Annotated in this window: 20 protein-coding genes and 1 pseudogene; 16 read left to right on the forward strand and 5 right to left on the reverse strand. The window is 45.3% G+C overall.

Going from position 1 to position 21,777, the window contains the following annotated elements:
• Window positions 1-181 precede the first annotated feature (181 nt).
• The 12 genes from yidC (at window position 182) to B5J93_RS10050 (ending at window position 13,874) form a co-directional block, all read left to right on the forward strand.
• The gene (gene yidC, locus B5J93_RS09995) at window positions 182-1,825 is read left to right on the forward strand and encodes a membrane protein insertase YidC (RefSeq protein WP_079326241.1); all 1,644 of its coding nucleotides are present in this window, start codon (window positions 182-184) and stop codon (window positions 1,823-1,825) included.
• A 101-nt stretch (window positions 1,826-1,926) separates the two neighbouring features.
• Window positions 1,927-3,423, forward strand: coding sequence for a tRNA uridine-5-carboxymethylaminomethyl(34) synthesis GTPase MnmE (gene mnmE, locus B5J93_RS10000; protein ID WP_079326258.1), 1,497 nt, complete (start codon window positions 1,927-1,929; stop codon window positions 3,421-3,423).
• Window positions 3,424-3,432: 9 nt separating this feature from the next.
• Complete coding sequence (gene nrdR / locus B5J93_RS10005) at window positions 3,433-3,921, forward strand: transcriptional regulator NrdR (protein WP_062499223.1); 489 nt, start codon at window positions 3,433-3,435, stop codon at window positions 3,919-3,921.
• Between the two features lie 16 nt (window positions 3,922-3,937).
• Entirely contained in the window at window positions 3,938-5,032 is a 1,095-nt protein-coding gene (gene ribD, locus B5J93_RS10010) for a bifunctional diaminohydroxyphosphoribosylaminopyrimidine deaminase/5-amino-6-(5-phosphoribosylamino)uracil reductase RibD (protein WP_115237312.1), read from the forward strand.
• Window positions 5,033-5,411: 379 nt separating this feature from the next.
• Complete coding sequence (locus tag B5J93_RS10015; RefSeq protein WP_079326243.1) at window positions 5,412-6,074, forward strand: riboflavin synthase; 663 nt, start codon at window positions 5,412-5,414, stop codon at window positions 6,072-6,074.
• A 170-nt stretch (window positions 6,075-6,244) separates the two neighbouring features.
• Window positions 6,245-7,225 carry a methionyl-tRNA formyltransferase gene (gene fmt / locus B5J93_RS10020; RefSeq protein ID WP_079326244.1) on the forward strand — a complete coding sequence of 327 codons (981 nt, stop codon included), beginning with the start codon at window positions 6,245-6,247 and terminating at the stop codon, window positions 7,223-7,225.
• Window positions 7,226-7,234: 9 nt separating this feature from the next.
• The gene (locus tag B5J93_RS10025) at window positions 7,235-7,576 is read left to right on the forward strand and encodes a DUF6578 domain-containing protein (RefSeq protein ID WP_079326245.1); all 342 of its coding nucleotides are present in this window, start codon (window positions 7,235-7,237) and stop codon (window positions 7,574-7,576) included.
• Between the two features lie 5 nt (window positions 7,577-7,581).
• Window positions 7,582-8,901, forward strand: coding sequence for a 16S rRNA (cytosine(967)-C(5))-methyltransferase RsmB (rsmB, locus tag B5J93_RS10030; protein WP_228144922.1), 1,320 nt, complete (start codon window positions 7,582-7,584; stop codon window positions 8,899-8,901).
• A 70-nt stretch (window positions 8,902-8,971) separates the two neighbouring features.
• Window positions 8,972-10,384 (forward strand): threonine synthase, encoded by a 1,413-nt coding sequence (gene thrC, locus B5J93_RS10035; RefSeq protein ID WP_079326247.1) that lies wholly within the window; start codon window positions 8,972-8,974, stop codon window positions 10,382-10,384.
• Window positions 10,385-10,901: 517 nt separating this feature from the next.
• Window positions 10,902-11,990, forward strand: a complete 1,089-nt coding sequence (locus tag B5J93_RS10040) for a LysM peptidoglycan-binding domain-containing protein (RefSeq protein ID WP_079326248.1) — start codon at window positions 10,902-10,904, stop codon at window positions 11,988-11,990.
• 131 nt (window positions 11,991-12,121) lie between these two features.
• Window positions 12,122-13,279, forward strand: coding sequence for a DNA-processing protein DprA (dprA, locus tag B5J93_RS10045; protein ID WP_079326249.1), 1,158 nt, complete (start codon window positions 12,122-12,124; stop codon window positions 13,277-13,279).
• Entirely contained in the window at window positions 13,266-13,874 is a 609-nt protein-coding gene (locus B5J93_RS10050) for an L-threonylcarbamoyladenylate synthase (protein ID WP_079326250.1), read from the forward strand. Before dprA ends, B5J93_RS10050 begins: the two co-directional genes overlap by 14 nt.
• A gap of 76 nt (window positions 13,875-13,950) precedes the next feature.
• Here the strand turns inward: B5J93_RS10050 and B5J93_RS10055 are convergent, their stop codons facing one another.
• The 4 genes from B5J93_RS10055 to dnaJ all read right to left on the reverse strand — a co-directional run bounded on the left by B5J93_RS10055 (window position 13,951) and on the right by dnaJ (window position 17,610).
• The gene (locus B5J93_RS10055) at window positions 13,951-14,133 is read right to left on the reverse strand and encodes a hypothetical protein (protein ID WP_079326251.1); all 183 of its coding nucleotides are present in this window, start codon (window positions 14,131-14,133) and stop codon (window positions 13,951-13,953) included.
• A 381-nt stretch (window positions 14,134-14,514) separates the two neighbouring features.
• On the reverse strand, window positions 14,515-15,252 hold the full coding sequence (locus tag B5J93_RS10060; protein ID WP_079326252.1) for a hypothetical protein: 738 nt from the start codon (window positions 15,250-15,252) through the stop codon (window positions 14,515-14,517).
• Window positions 15,253-15,370: 118 nt separating this feature from the next.
• Window positions 15,371-16,165 (reverse strand): 4-hydroxy-tetrahydrodipicolinate reductase, encoded by a 795-nt coding sequence (gene dapB / locus B5J93_RS10065; protein WP_079326253.1) that lies wholly within the window; start codon window positions 16,163-16,165, stop codon window positions 15,371-15,373.
• A 254-nt stretch (window positions 16,166-16,419) separates the two neighbouring features.
• A complete protein-coding gene (gene dnaJ, locus B5J93_RS10070) occupies window positions 16,420-17,610 on the reverse strand; it encodes a molecular chaperone DnaJ (protein ID WP_079326254.1) in 1,191 nt (396 codons plus the stop codon).
• A 186-nt stretch (window positions 17,611-17,796) separates the two neighbouring features.
• On the opposite strand from dnaJ, the gene B5J93_RS10075 reads away from it, so the two are divergent.
• From B5J93_RS10075 to B5J93_RS10090, 4 genes are all read left to right on the forward strand, one after another.
• Complete coding sequence (locus tag B5J93_RS10075) at window positions 17,797-18,450, forward strand: DUF2939 domain-containing protein (protein ID WP_167432609.1); 654 nt, start codon at window positions 17,797-17,799, stop codon at window positions 18,448-18,450.
• Between the two features lie 491 nt (window positions 18,451-18,941).
• Window positions 18,942-19,298 carry a hypothetical protein gene (locus tag B5J93_RS10080; protein WP_079326256.1) on the forward strand — a complete coding sequence of 119 codons (357 nt, stop codon included), beginning with the start codon at window positions 18,942-18,944 and terminating at the stop codon, window positions 19,296-19,298.
• A 192-nt stretch (window positions 19,299-19,490) separates the two neighbouring features.
• Complete coding sequence (gene gshA, locus B5J93_RS10085) at window positions 19,491-21,056, forward strand: glutamate--cysteine ligase (RefSeq protein WP_079326257.1); 1,566 nt, start codon at window positions 19,491-19,493, stop codon at window positions 21,054-21,056.
• The gene (locus B5J93_RS10090; protein ID WP_228144923.1) at window positions 21,031-21,573 is read left to right on the forward strand and encodes a disulfide bond formation protein B; all 543 of its coding nucleotides are present in this window, start codon (window positions 21,031-21,033) and stop codon (window positions 21,571-21,573) included. Before gshA ends, B5J93_RS10090 begins: the two co-directional genes overlap by 26 nt.
• Window positions 21,574-21,626: 53 nt before the next feature.
• Here B5J93_RS10090 and B5J93_RS14460 read toward each other — a convergent pair.
• Window positions 21,627-21,777 (reverse strand): annotated as a pseudogene (locus tag B5J93_RS14460) (IS1 family transposase); the annotation flags it as partial.

Consider the following 21,777-nt stretch of genomic DNA (forward strand, 5'->3'; position numbering starts at 1 on the left):
TAAGTTCGGTTGGTATAGTGGGCTGTCTTTATTAAAGTTTTTAAAAATCAATGGCTTATCATTTTATAAAAAGTCAGCCTGTAAGTAAATATAAGTAAATGCTAGGTTTTTTGGCAAAAATTTAGTAAAATGGCGGATTTAGATTTTTATGGGTGGTTGTCCGCCCCAATCAGGACTGTTTATGCAAAAGATTTTTCGGACTTTGATTATCATTGCGATGCTCATCACATCGTATTTGCTTATCTTGGCTTGGCAAAAAGACTATGGCGGTCAAGCACCCACCCCTGCTCAGGCGACCTCGGTTGCAGGCTCGGATTTGGCACCTGCCACAGGCGATTTGCCTGTCTCTGCCTCCGCTCCAACCGCCCCTGCCAGTACCAATCTTATCTCGGTCAGCACCGATGTGTATGACATCAAAATCAATCCTGTGGGCGGTGATGTGGTCTATGCAGGACTCAAACAGTACGCCAAAACGCTGGGCGGCGATGAAGCCTTTGCTATTTTGGAGACAGACGCTCGCACCTATGTCGCTCAGTCGCTCATCGGCGGGGCGGACGGCATTGACACGCAGTCAGGACGTGCCACGTACACCAGTCCAAGCCAAAGCTACACCCTAACGGGCGACACTTTGTCTGTGCCGCTCACGTACAGTAAAGACGGGTTGACCATTACCAAAACTTATACCTTTACCAAGGGCGATTATCCCATTAAGGTTACTCACAACATCAATAACGTGAGCGGTAAGGACTTTAATGGCGAGCTGTTTGTGCAATTAAAACGAGACAACAGCAAAGACCCCGGTCTTGCCGATAAGGGCATGATGGGCATTGCCACGCATTTGGGCGGTGCTTGGGGGACTGCTGATGAGCCTTATAACAAGCTTAAATTCAAAGACTTCAACGATGGCGAGATTACCAAAAACGCCCAAAACAGCACCGATGGTTGGGTGGCGATGGTTCAGCACTACTTTGTCTCAGCGTGGGCACCTGACAACCACAAGCCTGTCTTTTTTAGTCGCACCAGTGGCAACGACAACTACATCGGCTATCAAAGCCCCATCAGCGTTGCCAATGGCAAACAGATGAGCATGGATGATACACTCTATGTGGGACCAAAGGTGCAATCACAACTGTCTGCTGTCGCCCCAAGCCTTGATAAGACGGTAGATTATGGCATATTTTGGCCAATCTCCAAGCCGATGTTCCTAATCCTTGATGCTCTGCACAAAATCTTGGGTAACTGGGGCTGGGCGATTGTTGGCTTGACTTTGATTGTCAAAATTGCTCTGTTTTGGCTATCCAACAAAAGCTATGTGTCGATGGCAAGAATGCGTGCGATTGCTCCCAAATTAGAAGCCCTAAAAGAAAAGCACGGCGATGACCGCATGGCGATGAGTCAGGCGATGATGCAACTGTATCGTGATGAAAAGGTCAATCCGATGGCGGGCTGTTTGCCGATTTTGCTACAAATGCCAATTTTCTTGGGGCTGTACTGGTGTTTGGTGGAGAGTGTGGAGCTACGCCACGCCCCGTGGATTTTGTGGATTAAGGATTTGTCCGCCATGGATCCGTGGTTTATTTTGCCGATTATCATGATGGCGACCATGTATTTCCAGCAACTGCTAAACCCACAACCCACCGACCCCATGCAGGCCAAGATGATGAAAATCATGCCACTCATTTTCGGGGTGTTTATGCTGTTTTTCCCTGCAGGTTTGGTGCTATATTGGACGGTAAACAACCTGTTTAGCATGGCTCATCAGCAGTTTGTTAATAAGCGAGTTGAAAAAGCCTACAACAAACCTGTCAAAGTGTTGTCCGATTGATATTTGACAATCACAAACCAATCCGCCTGTCTGGGCGGATTTTTTGTGGGCAAAGTTGGCTAAATAATGGTAAAATGACAAAAAGTTTATCAATTACCACTATGCCAAATCAATCTCAACAACCCACCATTGTTGCCATCGCAAGCCCTATCGGTCAAGGTGGTGTGGGCGTGATTCGCCTGTCGGGTCGCACCGCCCATACCATTGGCTGTGCCATATCGGGCAAATCGGCTCTCACGCCACGCCACGCCCATTTTGCCAAATTTAAGGACGCACAGGGGGCAGTCATTGATGAAGGGGTTATCATCTATTTTAAAGCTCCGCATTCGTTCACAGGCGAAGACGTGGTGGAGCTACAAGGGCATGGCGGTATGGTCTTACAAAACCTACTCCTTGCTCGCTGTTTTGAGCTTGGGGCAAGACAAGCGGCCGCAGGGGAGTTTTCCTTGCGTGCCTTTGAAAATGACAAAATTGACCTAGTACAAGCCGAAGCGATAGCGGACGCCATTTCTGCCACGAGTGTCGCTCAGGCAAGCAGTGCCATGCGTTCGCTATCAGGGGAATTTTCCAAAAAAATCAATGATTTATCTGAGAAAATCGCCAACATTCGCTTATATGTGGAAGCGAGCATTGATTTTCCTGATGAAGATGATGTGGAATTTTTGTCCGATGGGGTGATTGAGTCCAAGATTGATGAGATTTTGCGTGCCATTGATGACATTTCGGCAACCGCCAAGCAAGGTCAGCTCTTGCGAGACGGGGTGCAGGTGGTGCTGGCAGGTCGCCCCAACGCTGGCAAATCAAGCCTACTAAACCGCCTAGCAGGGGTGGAGCGTGCGATTGTTACCGACATTGCAGGGACGACACGAGACACGCTGTCCGAGACGCTCGTGCTGGACGGTTTGACCGTGCATTTGACCGACACCGCAGGGCTTCGAGATACGTCCGATAAGGTGGAGAAAATCGGCATTGACCGTGCCAAATCCGCCGTCAAACAAGCTGATATTTTGCTGTTTGTCTATGATGTCAGTAGCGAGAGTGAACCATTTGCCCTTGCCAAAGAGCTGTTTGCCGATATTATTGATGAAATTGGCATGGAGAATTTTGAGCGTAAGCTTGTGATGATTGCCAATAAAGCCGATTTATTGGGTGGTGTTTCACGTGAAACAATGGTTGATTTTAATCATAATAATAGTCATAATGACGAAAATGTTCCATGTGAAACCATGCAAAATAATTCAAATAGTCAAGAAAATTCTAATGTTCCACGTGAAACAATTAGCCAAACAGTTAGTCAAATAAGGGTCTCTTGTACCACAGGACAAGGGCTTGATGAGTTGGTAAATTTATTAAAAGACAAAGTGGGCTTTCATCCGCCAGAGAACAGTCTCATCGCCCGCACTCGCCACATTGATGCCCTAAAACGTGCCAAATCGCACGCCATGGACGCTCACACTCAGCTCGTTGTCTATCAGGCAGGGGAGCTGGTGGCGGAGAGTCTAAGACTGTCGCAAACAGCATTGGGCGAGATTACAGGGCAGATGAGTGCTGATGAACTCTTGGGGCGGATTTTTTCAAGTTTTTGTATCGGAAAATAGGAGGGTGATGTGCATTGTCCGTTTTGTAGTGCCATAGACACCAAAGTGATTGACTCACGCCTTGCTGCCGAAGGGTCGCAGGTTCGCCGTCGTCGCCAATGTACCGAGTGTGGCGAGCGGTTTACCACCTTTGAAGTGATGGAAGTGGTGATGCCCCGTATTATCAAAAGCAACGGCTTGCGTGAACCTTATGATTATAACAAACTTCGCCGTTCTATGGCGTTACCGCTGCAAAAACGTCCTGTGAGCATTGATGAGATAGATACAATCGTACACAGAATAGAGCAACGCCTACGTCAAACAGGCGAACGTGAAGTATCCAGCAAGGTGCTTGGAGAGATTGTCATGGCGGAGCTAAGGGCGATTGATGATGTGGCGTATGTGCGTTTTGCCAGCGTGTATCGGGATTTTCAGGACATAGAAGCCTTTAAAGCCGAGCTTGAAAACTTCGCTCCCAAAGTGTGCCATGATAACCTACAAGGACAAAATCATGAGTGATAGTTTAGCTGATAATATGTTGTCCAATGCTGTCAAATCTCGCCTAAGCCCTGCCCTGTCTGATGATGAAAAGTTTATGCTTATGGCGTTAAATGAAGCCGAAAAAGGCGAATTTACCACTCGCCCCAATCCTGCGGTGGGCTGTGTTATTGTTAAGAATAACTTAATAATTGGCAAAGGCTTCCATCCCAAAGCAGGTCATCCCCATGCCGAAGTATTTGCTCTAAATGATGTCAAAAATAACGGTCAAGATATAGAAGGGGCGACTGCCTATGTTACCTTAGAGCCGTGTAGCCATTTTGGTCGCACGCCCCCCTGTGCGGGTGCCTTGATAGAAAGTGGCGTGTCTCGGGTGGTTATCGCAACCCTTGACCCCAACCCACAGGTGGCGGGCAAGGGCGTGGAAATGCTGTTAAATGCAGGCATATCGGTGTCGCTTGGGGTGTGTCAAAAACAGGCGTATGAGCTAAATGCAGGCTTTTTAAAGGCAATGGCGACAGGTTTGCCTTTTGTCCGCCTAAAAATGGGCATTAGCCTAGACGGTCGCGTTGCCATGCAAAATGGGCAGTCTAAATGGATAACGGGCGAGTTATCTCGCAAGGACGTGCAAAACTTGCGTGCCAAAAGTGGGGCGATCATCACAGGCTCAAACACGATTATCGCCGACAACCCTGCTTTAAACGTACGTTTGCCCGATGTGGAGCTTGACAATATCGGCATAACCGCCATACCCCAGCCCAAAATCGTGGTGATAGATAGACGTGGCAAGTTGTCGCCTGATGATGATTTTACGGTACTCAAAAACCCTAATACGCTGATTTGGCAAGATGATTTACCTGCTCTTTTAAAAACGCTCGTGGCAAAGTATCAATGCCATGATGTGCTGGTGGAGACAGGGGCGACGCTTGTCACAAGTTTTTTAAGCCAAAACTTGGTAGATGAGCTTATCATTTATCAAGCTCCTTGCCTTTTGGGGGCGACTGCCCGTCCGATGTTTGGGGGGCAGTTTGAGCGGTTGCAGGATAAGCTAAATTTTACGCTTGTAGATGTAGAGCGGCTTGGCGATGATGTTAAGATGGTTTTTCGCCCAAAAAACTTATCCACAACTTGATTGCTTAAATGATTGAGCAAAAATTTGGCAAAAAATGTTCCACGTGAAACTGTGGAAAACTTTTTAAAAATCGACGGTTTTGATTAAAAATAAGATTTGATAACACGCCATAAGCCTTGATTTTAAAGTTTTTCACGTGAAACCAAAAACAGCTAACCATGTTCCACATGAAACATCTTTGGGTTGTGGATAAGTTAAATGGATTATTTGAAAAAGGTCAATGGTTAAAAAGTTATCCACAACTTATTTGTAAAATTTCTCTAGATTTTTATGGAATTTAAGGTAGGTAAAGCAGAATGTTTCATAGATAAATGATTGATTTTTTAAATCATGTGCAAAACAGCAAATCATTTAAAAAACCAATCATAAAAGGTAAGCCATGTTTACAGGTATCATAGAGACGACAGGCACGCTGACCGCCATTACGCCCACAGGGGGCGATGTGCGATTGACGATTACTGCCCCTGATTTGGATTTTGGCGATGTCAAGTTGGGCGACTCCATTGCGTCCAACGGCATTTGCCTGACGGTGGTGGCGATAGATGGCAACAGCTATGCGGTAGATGTTTCACGTGAAACATTAGCCATTTCCGCCCTAAACGTCTGGAGGGTGGGCGATACGCTAAACCTAGAAAAAGCCATGCTCCCAACCACACGTTTTGGTGGGCATATCGTGGCAGGTCATGTGGACGGCGTGGGCAAAATCGCCAAAATCGCCAAAGACGCACGCTCGGTCTATATAGAAGTCGCCCTACCGTCAGAGCTGATGAAATACACTGCCGACAAAGGCTCAATCACGGTGGACGGTATCAGTCTGACAACCAACCGTATAAAGCCGTCTGAAAATATCGTCTGCCTAAACATCATTCCACATACGGCTGAGATGACCAACATCGCACGGCATTGGACGGTGGGGCGAGCGGTGAATATCGAAGTGGATTTGGTGGCACGGTATTTGGAGCGACTTATCGGAGCAAAAACCGACACACCCCAAAGCAGAATTACTGAAGAGTTGTTAATAAAAAGTGGGTTTTTTAAATAGGCTTAATGAACTCAATATTTGACACAGGTTTTGTAGGGGAGTGTTGTGCACGCCTATAAAATGAGAATATCAAAGGACGTGCTCAGTACGTTCCTACATTCATGTTATTAAATTGGATTGTGGTAATTTAAAAATCTATGATAATTATCCAATATATATAAAGGTAAAAAATGAACCATAAATTACGTCTAATTTTTGCAGGCACACCAGAATTTGCCAAAGTCGCCTTGCAAGCCCTGATTGACCGCCAAGATGAGCTAAATCTTGATATTGTGGCGGTCTATACTCAGCCCGACCGCAAGGCAGGACGGGGACAAAAATTGACCGCCAGTCCCGTCAAAGAGCTTGCCCTTAGCCATAATATCCCTGTGGAACAGCCGATAAGTTTTAGCTTAAAGCACGAAAACGGACAGGTTTCACGTGAAACACTTGCCAATTATCGCCCTGATGTGATGATAGTTTGCGCGTACGGTTTGATTTTACCGCTTGGCGTGCTAAATACCCCGACCTATGGTTGCCTAAACATTCACGGCTCGCTACTCCCCCGCTGGCGTGGGGCAGCTCCCATTCATCGCTCAATTTTGGCAGGCGATGACGAGACGGGCATTACCATTATGCAAATGGCACAGGGGCTAGATACGGGCGATATGCTCTACAGGCTCCCTTGCGACATTGCCGATACCGACACGACCCAAACGCTTCATGACAAGTTGGCGGATTTGGGCGGTGTGGCGATGATAACCGTGCTAAAAGAGTTGGCGACTTTTCAAGCCAATGCCGAGCCACAAGACGACAGTCTTGCCAATTATGCCGAAAAAGTAAGCACCGATGAAGGGCAAATCAACTGGCAAAATTCTGCTTATCACATTAACCGTCAAATCCGTGCGTTAAATGCGTTTGCTTTTTTAAATGGCGAGCGTATCAAGGTGCTAGAATGCACGCCCATAAAGTCTGACCAAACCACGACCGAGACGGCAGGTAAGATTGTCAGCGTGGGTAAAAAGGCGGTGCTGGTGGCGTGCGGTGCTGATGAAAATGGCGATAAGCATCTGATAAATATCACAAAAATGCAATGGGCAGGGGGCAAGCCTTTGACCGCTGAACAAATTGCGGTGGGCGATAAATTAAAAGACGGACAAGTTTTTGATTAGGTAATGATGATGAATGCAATCAGTGTGTATTATGACGGCTGGCAAATGGACTGTTGTGGTGAGCCGTTTAAAATAGGCGATATGGTTCAATGGGATTGCGTAAAATCTAATAATGATTTTTTAGTTCAAGCGGATTATCACTATGAAGCTCACGATGATGCTGATTTGGTGATTGCAGGTAAGGTGATTGAGATTTATGGGATAAATTGTCAATATGAAAAAAGAGACAATGGCGTATTATACCCTATCAGTTATCATAAAACTTCAATCCCACAAGCCAAAGAATTTATGTCCGATGAAGTGGCAGAAAGTGGCTTTTTAGTTGTATTAAACGATGTTGCGATTAAATAAAAATGATGAATAAAAATTTACCCGTCCGAGCCAATATTATTTTAACCCTTGAAAAAATCAATCAAGGGCAGTCCTTGGCATTATTATTGGATGATTTATTAAATGCTGTCAAAGATAATGAAAAAGGTTTTACCCACGAATTATTATTAGGCACGCTTCGCCATTGGCACGCCATTAGTCGTATTGGCGAGAGTTTAATAAAACAGCCCCCAACCGATATTGGCATTACTTGTGCGTTAAATATGGGGCTGTATGAACTTTTATATATGAATACGCCCGATTATGCCATTATTAACGAAACTTTAAATGCGGTAAAATCGTTAAATAAAAATTATGGCGTGGGACTTATTAACGCCATATTGAGAAAAGTGGCGGACAAAAAAGAAAAATTCGCCAAAAAGGTCAATAAAAATCACAGCTTACCAAATTGGCTTGCCAAAGAATTAAAGCAAGATTGGGGCGATTATTATGAAAATTTGGGGCAAAATCTGCGAAAACCCGCTCCGATATTTTTGCGTGTTAATGGCAAATTTAGCACGCTTACATATTATGCCAATCTGTTAAATTCTGCCAATATCGCCCATGAAATCCTACCGCTTGGCGTGGCGGACGAGCGTGTGATTAAGCTGACCACTTCACAAAAAGTGCAATCTTTACCGCATTTCCAAGACGGCTTTGTGAGTGTGCAAGACCGCCATGCCCAGCTTTGCGGACATATTTTAAAGGCATTAAATCTACCCAAAAACCTAAGATTATTGGACGCTTGCACCGCCCCTGGTGGGAAATTAGCTCAACTCTTAGAACTGTCAAACGATGTGTTTCACGTGGAACATATCACGGCACTGGACAATGACGAAAAACGCCTAAACCGTGTGCATGACAACTTGGCTCGCTTACGGTTGGCGGACAAGGCGGACGTGATTTGTGCGGACGGCACGAGCTATCAGACGGACACGCCCTTTGATGTCATCGTGCTTGACGCTCCGTGCAGTGCCACGGGGGTCATCAGGCGACACCCTGACATTGCCCTGCTTCGCACTGAGCAAGATGTCGCCCAAACGGTTGCCTTGCAAGCTAAAATTTTACAAAATCTGTGGCAAAATCTGGCGGTGGGCGGGCATTTGCTCTATATTACCTGCTCCTTGTTGAAGGCGGAAAACGAACGCCAAATCACAAATTTCCTTGCCAGTACGCCAAACGCCAAAGCGGTGGATTTTGAATTGACCTTGCCTAATCAAATCAAGCAAGCCGTGGGTTATCAATGTTTGCCGTTAAATGACGATGACGGCGACGGGTTTTATTATGCGTTGCTACAAAAAGTGTAACGGCATTTGCCAAACTGTGCTAAAATTTGACTAATCTTTTTTATTACAAACTTTTATTTTGGAAAAATTTATGAACTACATCAGCACTCGTGGCAACACGCCAAAAATGCAATTTTCAGACGTTCTACTTATGGGGCTTGCTCCTGATGGGGGGTTAATGCTTCCTGAACACTATCCACAAATTGATAAAGCGACTTTGGATAAATGGCGGTCGCTGTCTTATACTGAGCTTGCTTTTGAGATTATGTCGTTGTTTGCCACCGACATTCCCCAAGATGATTTAAAGACGCTCATTAACAAAACCTACACCAAAACCGCCTTTGGTACGGACGAGATTACCCCTGTTCGCACATTAAAAGACGGCATTAAAATTTTGGAATTATCCAATGGCGTAACGCTTGCCTTTAAAGACATGGCAATGCAATTTTTGGGCAATGCCTTTGAATATGTCCTAAAACAAAAAAACAAACGCCTAACCATTATCGGAGCAACGTCTGGCGATACAGGCAGTGCCGCCGAATATGCCTTGCGTGGTAAAGATAATATTGATGTCTTTATGATGTCGCCACACGGCAAAATGAGTGAATTTCAGCGAGCCCAAATGTACAGTCTCATGGACGATAATATCCACAATATCGCCATTGATGGTATGTTTGATGATTGCCAAGATATTGTAAAGGTAATTCAGCAAGATAAAGCATTTAAAGACAAATATCAAATTGGCACGGTTAATTCTATTAACTGGGGTCGTATTTTGGCTCAAATTGTTTATTATTTTAAAGGCTATTTTAATGCCACCAATAATAATGATGAAAGGGTAAGTTTTTGTGTGCCGTCTGGTAATTTTGGCAATATTTGTGCTGGACACATTGCCCGTGAAATGGGATTGCCAATCGCTCGCTTAATTGTGGCAACCAATGAAAATGATGTATTAAATGAATTTTTTAAAACAGGCAAATACATTCCAAGAAAAGCAAGCGAGACTTATGTAACATCAAGCCCGTCTATGGACATTTCAAAAGCGTCTAATTTTGAGCGGTTTATTTATTTACTCATTGGTAAAAATGGCGATGAATTAAATCATCTGTGGCAAGATGTGAGTAGCGGTAAGGGATTTGATTTGTCGCATTTATTAAATGACGCTAATGACAAATACGGCTTTGTGTCGGGCAAATCCACGCACGCTGACCGCATTGCCACGATTAAGGCGGTGTGGGAGAGTGATAGGGATTTGTTAGACCCGCACACGGCAGACGGTGTCAAAGTCGCCCGTGAAGTGCGTCTGGCTGATGAAGTGATCGTCGTTGCCGAGACGGCATTGCCCGCCAAATTTGCCGAGACTATCGTAGAGGCGGTTGGGCAAATTGACATTCCTAGACCTGAGCATACCAAAGACATTGAAAGCCTACCGCAAAAAGTCGTGGTGCTTGATAATAAAGCGGAGCTGGTGAAAGAGCAGATTGAGAAGTTTGTGAAGTTGTGATATACACCCAAGAAACTTTAAAATTACTACAAATACAATGATGTGTGGACGTAGGGGCGTGCTGAGCACGCCTTGTATAGTAATATCATCAAAGGGTGTGCTCAGCACACCCCTACAAACCCGTGGTAAATATCAAGTTGGTTGGGTGTAAAAAAAGTCATTTGAGAAATAAGATGGCTTTTTATATATTGATGGTAAGATTTTTTGGCATTTGGTGGTAAAATCATACAAAACTTAAAACCATCAAATAGCATCACGTTTGCCGTTTGACATAAAATTTGTCATTTAACGCATCATGGTAAGGTGTGAAGGGTCTATGAAGTGTGGTAGTTTGGACTGTTGGGGTTTTAAATTGGCTAAATTTTTTTAGAAGTTGTATTTTTGTCGGAAAGTTACCGCCAAATAATGATAAAATAGTTAATATTTTTTTACATTTTGTGGTATGCTAAGCAAGATTTTAGCAAGTTCGTGTTTTTCTAAAAAGACACACTTGTTGCCTTTAATAATGGATAATGATATGAAGCTAACAGCCCTAAAAAGCCTGATGACCGCTTGCCTAATCGGTGGCGTGATGATGTCATCAGCCCATGCAAACAACCCTGCTCCAACCATCAAAGCGGACGCCCCCAACCGTTATACCGTCAAAAAAGGTGATACATTGTGGGATATCTCTGGTAAATATCTGAGTGCACCGCATAGATGGCGTGAGATTTGGGCGACCAACAAACAAGTCAAAAACCCACACCTTATCTACCCTGGTGATATTCTTATCATGTGTATCATTAAGGGTCAGACCTTGGTCGGCGTGGACACAGGTGAGGGCTGTGCAGGCATTGAAAAGCAAATGCAAGAGGTGGCACCCAGTGAGCCAGTTCGTCTGACACCGCTAGAAGGTAGTGTGCCACCTATTCCATTATCAAATATCCGTCATTGGCTTGACCGTTCGGTGATTGTCAATCCCGATGATTTTGAGACGACCCCTTATGTATTAGCGTCCAAAAAAGGCAATCTTATTACCGCAACAGGCGACAAGATTTATGTTAAAGGGGCGCTGCTTACCCCAGGTCAGACTTATGGCGTGTATCGCAAGTCCGAGCCTTATGTGGATGTGCAGACAGGTACGGTGATTGGGCTAGAAGCGGTACAAGTAGCTCGTGGTATCGTAACTGATGTGGCAGGTAATGGTGTATCAAGCATTCAAATCACCCAGTCATTCGACACAGAAATCCACGAGGGCGACCGCGTCTTCTCTGAGGTGCCAACCCAGCTTCCTGTGGTGTTCTACCCTGCCCCTGCTGAGGTGACTCGTGGCGGTAGCATTGCACGCGTGATGGGTAGTATCGGCAGTGCCGCCAAAGGCAGTGTGGTCGCCATCAATATCGGTGCTACCCAAGGAGCAAGAGCGGGTCACGTTCTTGATGTCTATCGTAAAGGGGCATTGGTGCGTGACATTCGTGATAACGACACGCCAGTACGCCTACCTAGCGAAAAAGCAGGTCAGGTAATGGTGTTTAAGGTATTTGACCACATCAGTTATGCTTATGTTCTCTCATCAGAGTTGCCACTAAGCAAGGGCGACCAGTTGGTGCCACCGCCTTATCTATAATTTATTGATAAATAGTGATGTATTAAAATTGCCAGTACGCTTGTATTGGCAATTTTATTTTGCCAATGAAATTTTATAAAAAAGACAGTAATGATATAATGCAAGCCTGTCATTTAACATAAGAAACAAACATGAGTTATCAAACGCTAGATGAGACATCCGCCACGCTTGCTTTGTGGTATGTGGTAAATACTTCTTTGACCGCCTTTTATAAATTGACCGAGCAATTTGGCGGTGCAAAGCAGGCTCTGACAGAAGGGCTTGGGGCATGGCAGGAGCTTGGTGTGCATAACGCCCACATCAAAAGATGGCAGGATGTTGATGACGTCATGGCGATGGTGGCCAGACTGCATGATGAAGCAGGGCGTGGGGCGTACGGTATGCTTCTGATGGACGATGAGCGTTATCCTGAAATGCTCAGACAGATGTATGACCCACCACCAGTGCTTTTTTATCGTGGGGAGGTGACACGCTTGTCGGATAGGCAAGTGGCAATCGTCGGCAGTCGTTCTCCCACAGAGTTTGCTTATCAGATGACTTTTAATATGGCAGAATATTTGGCTTATCAGGGACTGACCATCACCAGTGGACTGGCAGGCGGTATCGATAAGGCGGCACATCTGGGTGGATTATCAAATGGGTGCGGACAGACGGTGGGGGTGATGGGAACAGGCATTGATGTGTGCTATCCTAAAAACCACAATGCTCTGTATGCTCAGATTATCAATGAGGGTGGCTGTCTCATTAGTGAACTACTGCCCGCCACGCCCGCCACCAAGCACAACTTTCCACGCCGTAACCGTCTGGTAGCAGGGTTATCACTTGCCACGCTGGTCACCGAAGCCGCCATTGCCAGTGGCTCGCTCATCACCGCACGCCTGACCGCAGAGCAGGGCAAGCAAGTTTTCGCTGTGCCTAGCTCTATCGATAATGTTAATGCCGAGGGCTGTCATCATCTCATCCGTGAAGGGGCAACCCTGATTTACCACCCCAGTCAGATTATTGATGAACTCAGTGGGAGTGTGATGGGTTATAATGCCCTACCCAAAACCTTCTCTCGGGGTGTTTCAGCCCTTGATCATGCTCATGAAAAACTCCCTGTGTCCGCACCAGTTGCCATTGCACCCCATTTGCAGGGCGTGTTTGATAAGTTATCCAGTCAGCCGACTGACCTAGATACACTTGTGGCGGCGACTGCTTTGGATGTTGGGACATTGCTGGCGTCTTTGTTGGAGCTTGAAATGATTGGTATGGTAAAAGTGGTCGGGGGTCGCTATGAGCGAGCATGAATGTATCACTCACAGTGTTGATGTGGCGTATGAATGGGTCATGCAAGGTAGGATTTTGGCTTATCCTACCGAGAGTGTATGGGGGCTGGGCTGTCATGCTTTTGACGTACAGGCGGTAAATAAGCTTCTTGCCTTAAAACAACGCCCTGCCGAAAAAGGTATGATTGTACTGACTTCGGATGAATCATGCATTGATGTATTTTTGAAAAATCTGCCGAAGACTCGCCAAAATGACGTCATCAAAAGTTGGGCGTGTGCCGATGACAGACGGCAGGCGAGTACGTGGCTATTTGATATCCCTGATGGGGTTAGTATCCCCCAATGCGTGCGTGGCAAACATGAGAGCCTTGCCATTCGAGTAATCAACCATGCCAAAATCGCCAAATTATGTGATTTGCTTGCTACTCATGATAACAATCCGTTTGGCTTTTTGGTATCTACCAGTTGTAATGTCGGCGGGCAAGTCCCTGCCCATGATTTTGAGATGGCATGGCGTTATTTTGGGGATGAAGTCTGTTATCTGCTCGGCGATACGCTAGGCTATGATAAACCTAGTCAAATCATTCATGCCAGTACAGGGCAGGTGGTGCGGTAGTTTTGACAGTAATAAAAACCCTTTGTGTGATACAAAGGGTTTTGACTTTAAAGTAAAGGGATGGCTTAGATGTTAATTAGATACCAGCGGCAGCTTTAAAAGCAGCTTCATCAAAGTCATCACCGTGAGTCACAACCACAGTGCCTTTGTCGATGTTTACGTTAACAAATTTAACGCCAGTAACAGTTTCGGTTTTGGCAACTAGGGCGTCAGCAGCAGCTTGGTCGGCAACAGTTAGATTGAATTGAGATTGTGGCATAGTATACTCCATGGGTAAATGAGAATGGTGTGAATGTGTTTAAATGAGATGAGTTTGAACCAGCTCATCATTTAGAGCTTAGGTCTTATTTTAGTCGATATCAAGCTTTGTGCAATAAAATACAGATAAAATGCCGTAAACTAAGCCTTAATAGCATTGATTTTACAAGCAATTACAATGTAAACTAATGTAACCTAAAAACTGCTTATTTATCATGCAATTAAATAACTTTTGGTAAAATGATAAATAAAAGTATTAATTTTATTAGGGTTTTTAATTTATTATTTTTTGTGAGTTTATTAAATAAAAAATGATGATGGTATTAATAAAACCCATGAATTAGTACGAATTAAACATATATAAAATATGAATGAAATACACCTAATCCACCCTAACCCAAATCGGCATGGTCTGTGAATATTGGCTCGTGCCATAGCTCCCACTTGTGGTGTTGTCGGTGCGAATGTCGCCGATTTTTGTCCATTGCCCACGGTGTAGCATGATGTCGCTTGATAGATTTTGGGTGCTAAGCGTGCCTGTGCGTGCCGACTGGTGTAGACTTAGGCGGATTTGACCGTTTGGCGAGACGGTCGCTTTGGCAGAAAAACCATCTGTGAGTGCCACCCAAGACGTACCAAAATTTACCCACACTCTGCCATATCGCTGATGAGTTTGCCAGCCTACAAGCCCGATGAGCGTGCTTTGAGTGATAGACACAGGCGAGCCTGACAGGGTTTGTACGGTGTAGTGCTGATTTGTGGTGCTTTGGCTTTGGGTGTTGTGATATTGCCCGTTTATCCACACCTGCCGAGAGATGCCGACATTGACATGACCGCCTTGACTGCTTTGGGCGGTTTGGTTGTTTAGGGCAAGCGAGATGTTAAGCTGGGTGGGAGCAACATCCACTTGACGGACAAGGGCGGAGATACGCTCATAGTCGGCAGGGGTCGCCTTGATGATGAGCTTGTCTTGGTATAGCCGTGCCGTGCCACGATTGCCAAGCTCATCTTGGACGATGTCAAGCAGGGCAGGGTCGCCATAGGTGTGAATGACGTACATTTGGGTGTTGGCATGGGCGAGCGTGGTAAGAAAGCTTAAAATAATGAGTGATTTTTTCATGATGATAAAAGGTTAAAATGGCTTTTTAAAACATTCGACTATTTTAACCTTTTTTTTAGAAAGGAGCTTGTAGGTTTATTGTGTGCAAAAATTACCAGTCAAACCATTTGATAAGTCATCATTTCAACCCAAGCACGTCCTGCATGTCATACAGCTGTGCAGGTTGCTCATGTAGCCACAGTCCTGCTCGCACCGCCCCATTGGCAAAGGTCATACGGCTTTGGGCTTTATGGGTAATCTCGATAATCTCGCCATTCATGATAAATTCTACGGTATGTTCACCGACAATCTCGCCTCCACGCACCGCATGAATGCCAATCTCGCCATCGGTGCGTTTGGCTTGCCCTTGCCTGCCATAGACAGCGGATGTTTTGAGCGTTTGCCCACGGGCATCTGCCACCGCATTCGCCATCATGAGAGCCGTGCCAGACGGTGCGTCTAGCTTGTGTTTGTGATGATGTTCGATGATTTCGACATCTGCGTCCATGCCCAGCACTTTGGCGGTGGTGGCAAGTAGATTTAGCGACAAATTCACCCCTGTGGAGTAGTTGCCAGCATAGACGATAGGGATGTGTTTGCTTGCCTCATGCAGTTTGGCTTCTTGAGCTTCGTCAAGCCCTGTTACTCCCATGACAAGGGCGACTTTGTTGGCGATACACGCCTCTAGCACCTCATCTAAGGCATCGGGCAAACTAAAATCGATGAGCACGTCCACCCCTGACAAATCTAGCGTGGAGAGTGTAACCCCACATTTACCCACGCCCACAAACTCGCCTGCGTCCACGCCGATAAGGCTAGATATAGAACGGACAAATGCTCCTGCTAGGTTGGCTTTGGGGTTGTCTAGTGTGGATTGGATGAGCATACGCCCCATGCGACCTGATGCACCCATGATTGCGATGTTTAGTGCCATGATGATTTTCCTTAGGATTAAAGTTTAAGATGATTTGATGATAACCAAAAATTTGCCGAAAGTAAATTTAAAAAATAAGATTTTGGCTCAAAAAGCATGCCACAAGGGAAAACTATTACCTACTCATAACGGTTTTCCGACCCGTAGGCATGGCTCAGAGCGAACGGAAAACCTAGTTTGGCATACTTTTTAGGCTACCACCAAAAATAAAAAACACGGTAAAATTTTACCGTGTTTTATTTGAAAGGTTAGGTTTAATCAAAAATGTCTTTAACTTCATCTTTGATTTTGTCAAAAAACCCTTTTTTCTTGGCACTTGCTCCGTTGTCGCCATTTAGGGTTTTGGCAAATTGCTCAAGCAAGGATTTTTGTTCGCCAGTCAAATTGGTGGGTGTCTCAACGATGATTTTGCACAGCAAGTCGCCCTGCATGCCACCACGCACGGTCATGACGCCCTTGCCACGCACACGCAACACTTTGCCACTTTGGGTACCTTCGGCAACTTTGATTTTTAGGCGACCACCGCCCAACGTGGGGATTTCTACTTCATCGCCAAGTGCGGCGGTAGCGATATTGATAGGGATATCAAGGTGTAAATCCGCCCCATTTCTGGTAAAGATGTCGTGCGGTCTGACATGAATCTCGACATATAGGTCACCATTTGGCATGCCACTGTCGCCCGCTTCGCCCTTGCCTGATAGGCGGACACGGTCGCCATTGTCCACGCCAGCAGGGATGGAGACTTCTAGGGTCTGAGATTTGTGCTGTTTGCCTTCGCCATGACAGTCAGGGCAGGGGTTTTTGATTTTTTTGCCAGTGCCGCGGCAGTCAGGGCAGGTTTGCTGCATGACAAAAAAGCCCTGTTGGACACGCACCTGACCATGTCCGCCACAGGTAGGACAGCTGACGACATCGCTGGCAGACTTTGCCCCTTTACCGTCGCAGGTCTCACAGTGAACGCTCGTGCTGTATGTGATTTCTTTTTTACAGCCAGTTACCGCTTCTTCTAGGGTGAGGCTGATTTGGTAGAGCAAATCCGCTCCTTTGCTGGCACGAGAGCCACGAGAGTTGCCAAACATATCACCAAAGATGTCGCCAAAACCGCCGCCACCGCCACTAAAGCCACCACGAGCCCCACCGCCAAAGAAACTGCCAAAGATGTCGTTTAGGTCATCGGCACTAAATCCGCCAGCATTGCCAAACCCGCCGTTGTTCATGCCCTGCTCAAAGGCACTGTGTCCCATGCGGTCATAAGTGGCACGTTTTTGGGCATCCGACAGCACTTCATACGCCATCGTCGCTTCTTTAAACTTTTCTTCGGCACTTGGGTCGTCTGGATTTTTGTCGGGGTGATATTTCATCGCAATACGGCGGTAGGCTTTTTTAATCTCTTTATCGTCTGCCGACTTGTCCACACCCAAAATGGTATAAAAATCTTTACTCATGTGTTGTCCTGATTGGCTTTTGGCTGCTTAGGCGACCCAAAAAGGTCACGATTTGCAAAAATAAAAAATTTGCCTATTTATGGTGCTTTTATGCCATTTATCAAGCGTGATTGGTGTGATTTTTTACCAATTTTCAAAAATTTATGGCAAAATACCCCACATCATCCCTATTATCATCATGTGTTTATGAAAATCACCAAACTGCTCTTGGCACTTGTCATCATCGCCCTTGTCATCGTGGCAGGCTCGCCCTATTATAAGCTCTACACCCTAAAAAACGCTTATGACAATGGCGACTACGCTCCCATTATTAACAGCATAGATTTTGAGATGCTGCGTCCGAGCCTAAAACATCAGCTCATCACCAAAACCGATAACTGGCTCGGCTCTAACGACGTGGTGCGGGGCTTGTCACTCTTTGGCGGACTGCTTGGGCTAGATGGTGCCAAGCTTAACACCATCGCCCACAGCTTTATCAATACTGCCGTGGATAAGGGCATTACCCCTGAGAATCTAACTCGGCTTGCCCAAGGCGACGTTCAGCCCGAGAGCGAACCCATGCTTGTGGGCATTGCCTTGTTTGGCGGTTATGTTGATACCGAGCGGCTGCTCACTGACTACATCAGCACAGGCGACATGAACATCGCCATCAATAATCAAAAAACCGCCATCGCTACCAAGGCAAGCGATAACATCGGACAGCCGACCCAGCCCAAGCTGTCCTACTGCGGTCTTAACTGCTTTGAAGTTGCCACCACCATCAAAGATAAACCCTATACCATCGTCATGCATCGCCATCAAGTGCTAGACTGGCAGATAGTTAATGTTGTGTTACCTTAGGTTTGTAAATTATCAGCGGTATAAAAATTGCGACCAAATAAATTTAATCAATCCTGTTTTAATATATTGTAAAAAAAGTTTGCCTAATGTTATCTGTTTTATCTCTTTAGCTGTAAAACTGTATAAAATAAAACCTTAATTAAATTAAGGGAAAAGGATTTTTAAATCATAAAATTTTAAAAAATTTAAGCAATATTTATATTTTATAAAATATTGATATTTAATAACTTTTTTAAAATGTTATCAATTATTTGCTCTTTTTTATAAATTTTTTAAAAATAATGCTTGTGTTTTTATAAAAGATATGGTTTAATACGCACATAACGAAATGCCAAACAATGCTTTCGTTATAACATGACGGTTTTTAGCAATTTGTTAATAGTCATTAAAATTTTAAATTAACTTGTTATTTTTAAAATTCTTTATCATTGATAACTATTACTTAAATCGTCATTAATTCAACATTAATTTACTTTTTAAGGAATGGCATCATGGCTAAATTATCTCTTGACGCTCTAAGCGACATTGACGGCTTCGTAGCAGCAGCATTGGTTGACAGTGAATCAGGTCTTGCCCTAGCTACTTTGGGTACTGGTCTTGACCTAGAACTAGCAGCTGCTGGTAACACCGAAGTGGTACGTGCTAAGCGTAAAACTGCAAAAGCATTGGGTCTTCATGAGTCTATTGAAGACATCCTAATCACTCTAAGCGGGCAATACCACCTTCTCCGTCCGCTAGTACGTAACGAAAACCTATTCCTGTACCTAGTACTTGACCGTCAAAAATCAAACCTAGCAATGGCTCGTCACAGCCTAAAAGGTTTTGAAACTGAACTAGATTTCTCTTAATTCTTAATTAAGATGGTCATTCAAAAACACCTGCCCCTGGTAGGTGTTTTTTATTTGTCAAATATTTGTCAGTTTGGTTTTTTATTAATACATTTTACCAAACGAATAAGCACCTTTTCCAAAAACTCTTTGCAGTCATACGCCCATCTCTATTATAATAGTCACATCAGATACTTTAACACGGATAATACAATGAACCCATCTTTACATTTTACCCTGCCTACATGGTTTGGCTCAGCCCTTGTGGCGGGCATGAAGCGTGGTATTGAAAAAGAGGGTCTGCGTATGCAGCCTGATGGCTACTCGGCCAAAACCTTTCACCCTGCCCGTCTCGGCTCGAAACTCACCCATCCTTATATCACCACCGACTACTCTGAGAACCTACTTGAACTTATCACTGAACCTAAAGCGACCATCAAAGACGCCTTAGACATGCTCCGCATCTTGCATGTGTTGGTACATCGCTCATTAGAAAATGATGAGATGATGTGGCCACTCTCCATGCCGTGCATGCTCTCAGATGATGATGAAGATATCCCCCTTGCCAATTATGGCACGTCTAACATCGGGCGACTCAAAACCCTATACCGCTCAGGGCTTGGCGTGCGATACGGTCGCAAAATGCAGACCATCGCAGGACTGCACTACAACCTATCTATCGGCGATGATTTGTTTGGGGTGTGGGCAAAAAGTGAGAGCCGAGACGACCTACAAGCGTTTAAAAATGAAAAATATCTGGGACTGATTCGTAACTTCAAACGCCTAACCCCGCTTGTCCTGTATCTACTTGGGGCAAGTCCGAGCGTGTGTGGGTGCTTTTTGACGGGTCGCACACATGATTTAACACCACTTAGTGACTGTGGTGGGGGCTGTACTTATTATAAACCCAATGCAACCAGCCTTAGAATGGGCAAATTAGGCTACACCAACAGCGTACAGGAAGATTTGGACATTCGTTATAACGACCTAGGTGAATACATCAAGGGGCTACGTCGAGCTATTGGCACGCCCTTTGCCGACTTTACGAACATTGGCGTAGACGACCAAGACGGCAATCCTGTGCAGATTAACGACCATATTTTGCAAATTGAAAATGAGTTTTACAGCCCCATCCGCCCAAAACAAGTCACTCGCTCAGGCGAGACACCAACCCAAGCCTTAGAGTCTCGGGGTATCGCCTATGTTGAGTTTCGTGCCATTGACCTAGATCCATACAGCGACATCGGTATCACGACCGCCACGGCGTGCTTTTTGGAGATTTTGGCATTGTATTGCTTGCTGTCAGACTCTCCTGAGCTACTGCCTGATGAAGAAAAACAGCTGTCATCAAATGTTGATAAGGTGGTCAATGACGGGCGAGACGCCAATGCAACCATCATCACATCCCATGGCGAGCAATCCTTGGGGGAATGGATAGTGCAGACGCTTGGGCAAATGCAAGCCATTGCCGACGCTTTTGATGAACATCATGGCGGTAACGACTACCGTTTGGCACTCTCGCTCATGCAAGGCATGGCGACCAATCCCAACTTCACGCCATCAGCTCAGGTCATCTCAGACAGTCAAAGACTGGGCAGTACGTGGAAACTCGGGCAAATGCTCGCCCAAAAACATCATAAGTCCTTGCTTGCTCACGCCCTTAGCAATGAAGATGCGTTCTATTATGCCAACATTGCCATACAGTCCTTTGCCGACCAACAGCAGTTAGAGCGAGAAGAGACCCAAGATTTTTATGAATACTTACAACAATACAGATAGCACCATGTTAAAACACCCAACTTTTCGCACGCTGTGTGCGTGCTTATTTGCCTTGTCGGTCGTGGCGACCCTTGTGGCGATTTTTTATTTTCAAAAGCATTTGGGGCTTGACCCGTGTCCTTTGTGTATCTTTCAACGGGTTGGCGTGTGGATAATGGGGGCGTTTGCCTTTGTTGGCATGCTTGTAAACCCCAAAAAACTTTGGGCGAAGCTTGTGCTATGGGGTGGCATGGCGATCGGCACGCTGTGGGGGTTTGGGGTGGCGGCTCGTCATGTGTGGTTACAGCACTTACCTGCTGATGAAGTGCCCGCCTGTGGACCGGGGCTGAACTACTGGGTGGATACCCTGCCGATTTTGCAGGTGTTCCAAGAAGTACTAAAAGGCTCGGGCGAATGTGCTGAGATAGACTGGCAAATGTTGGGATTTAGTATTCCTGAATTAACCCTTGCCATGTTTGCAGTGTTTTTGGTGATATTAGGTGTTGGGTTTGTTAGGATAATCAAGAAACAAATGTAGAGCAAATCAAAGACGGAAAAATTTTTCCGTCTGGCTCTGATCCAAAAAGTATGCTACACCCACCCATGGTTGATATAATGAAACACCAAGTCAAATGCTTTAAGATGATTGCTTAGGTTTTTAGAGAAACAACACGTTTTTTCTAAATGCTCGCCTAGCAAAGGTTCTAAGCCTTGTGTTATTACCTTCAATACCGACGGTAAG

This window comes from Moraxella equi (genome assembly GCF_002027555.1).
GTDB classification, from domain to species: Bacteria; Pseudomonadota; Gammaproteobacteria; order Pseudomonadales; family Moraxellaceae; genus Moraxella; species Moraxella equi.

What these genes read in the sequence shown, in the direction of transcription:
- yidC (WP_079326241.1), top strand. Translation starts at nt 182, where the DNA reads ATGCAAAAGATTTTTCGGACTTTGATTATCATTGCGATGCTCATCACA.
- mnmE (WP_079326258.1), top strand. Translation starts at nt 1,927, where the DNA reads ATGCCAAATCAATCTCAACAACCCACCATTGTTGCCATCGCAAGCCCT.
- ribD (WP_115237312.1), top strand. Translation starts at nt 3,938, where the DNA reads ATGTTGTCCAATGCTGTCAAATCTCGCCTAAGCCCTGCCCTGTCTGAT.
- B5J93_RS10015 (WP_079326243.1), top strand. Translation starts at nt 5,412, where the DNA reads ATGTTTACAGGTATCATAGAGACGACAGGCACGCTGACCGCCATTACG.
- fmt (WP_079326244.1), top strand. Translation starts at nt 6,245, where the DNA reads ATGAACCATAAATTACGTCTAATTTTTGCAGGCACACCAGAATTTGCC.
- B5J93_RS10025 (WP_079326245.1), top strand. Translation starts at nt 7,235, where the DNA reads ATGAATGCAATCAGTGTGTATTATGACGGCTGGCAAATGGACTGTTGT.
- rsmB (WP_228144922.1), top strand. Translation starts at nt 7,582, where the DNA reads ATGAATAAAAATTTACCCGTCCGAGCCAATATTATTTTAACCCTTGAA.
- thrC (WP_079326247.1), top strand. Translation starts at nt 8,972, where the DNA reads ATGAACTACATCAGCACTCGTGGCAACACGCCAAAAATGCAATTTTCA.
- B5J93_RS10040 (WP_079326248.1), top strand. Translation starts at nt 10,902, where the DNA reads ATGAAGCTAACAGCCCTAAAAAGCCTGATGACCGCTTGCCTAATCGGT.
- dprA (WP_079326249.1), top strand. Translation starts at nt 12,122, where the DNA reads ATGAGTTATCAAACGCTAGATGAGACATCCGCCACGCTTGCTTTGTGG.
- B5J93_RS10050 (WP_079326250.1), top strand. Translation starts at nt 13,266, where the DNA reads ATGAGCGAGCATGAATGTATCACTCACAGTGTTGATGTGGCGTATGAA.
- B5J93_RS10055 (WP_079326251.1), bottom strand. Translation starts at nt 14,133, where the DNA reads ATGCCACAATCTCAATTCAATCTAACTGTTGCCGACCAAGCTGCTGCT.
- B5J93_RS10060 (WP_079326252.1), bottom strand. Translation starts at nt 15,252, where the DNA reads ATGAAAAAATCACTCATTATTTTAAGCTTTCTTACCACGCTCGCCCAT.
- dapB (WP_079326253.1), bottom strand. Translation starts at nt 16,165, where the DNA reads ATGGCACTAAACATCGCAATCATGGGTGCATCAGGTCGCATGGGGCGT.
- dnaJ (WP_079326254.1), bottom strand. Translation starts at nt 17,610, where the DNA reads ATGAGTAAAGATTTTTATACCATTTTGGGTGTGGACAAGTCGGCAGAC.
- B5J93_RS10075 (WP_167432609.1), top strand. Translation starts at nt 17,797, where the DNA reads ATGAAAATCACCAAACTGCTCTTGGCACTTGTCATCATCGCCCTTGTC.
- B5J93_RS10080 (WP_079326256.1), top strand. Translation starts at nt 18,942, where the DNA reads ATGGCTAAATTATCTCTTGACGCTCTAAGCGACATTGACGGCTTCGTA.
- gshA (WP_079326257.1), top strand. Translation starts at nt 19,491, where the DNA reads ATGAACCCATCTTTACATTTTACCCTGCCTACATGGTTTGGCTCAGCC.
- B5J93_RS10090 (WP_228144923.1), top strand. Translation starts at nt 21,031, where the DNA reads ATGAATACTTACAACAATACAGATAGCACCATGTTAAAACACCCAACT.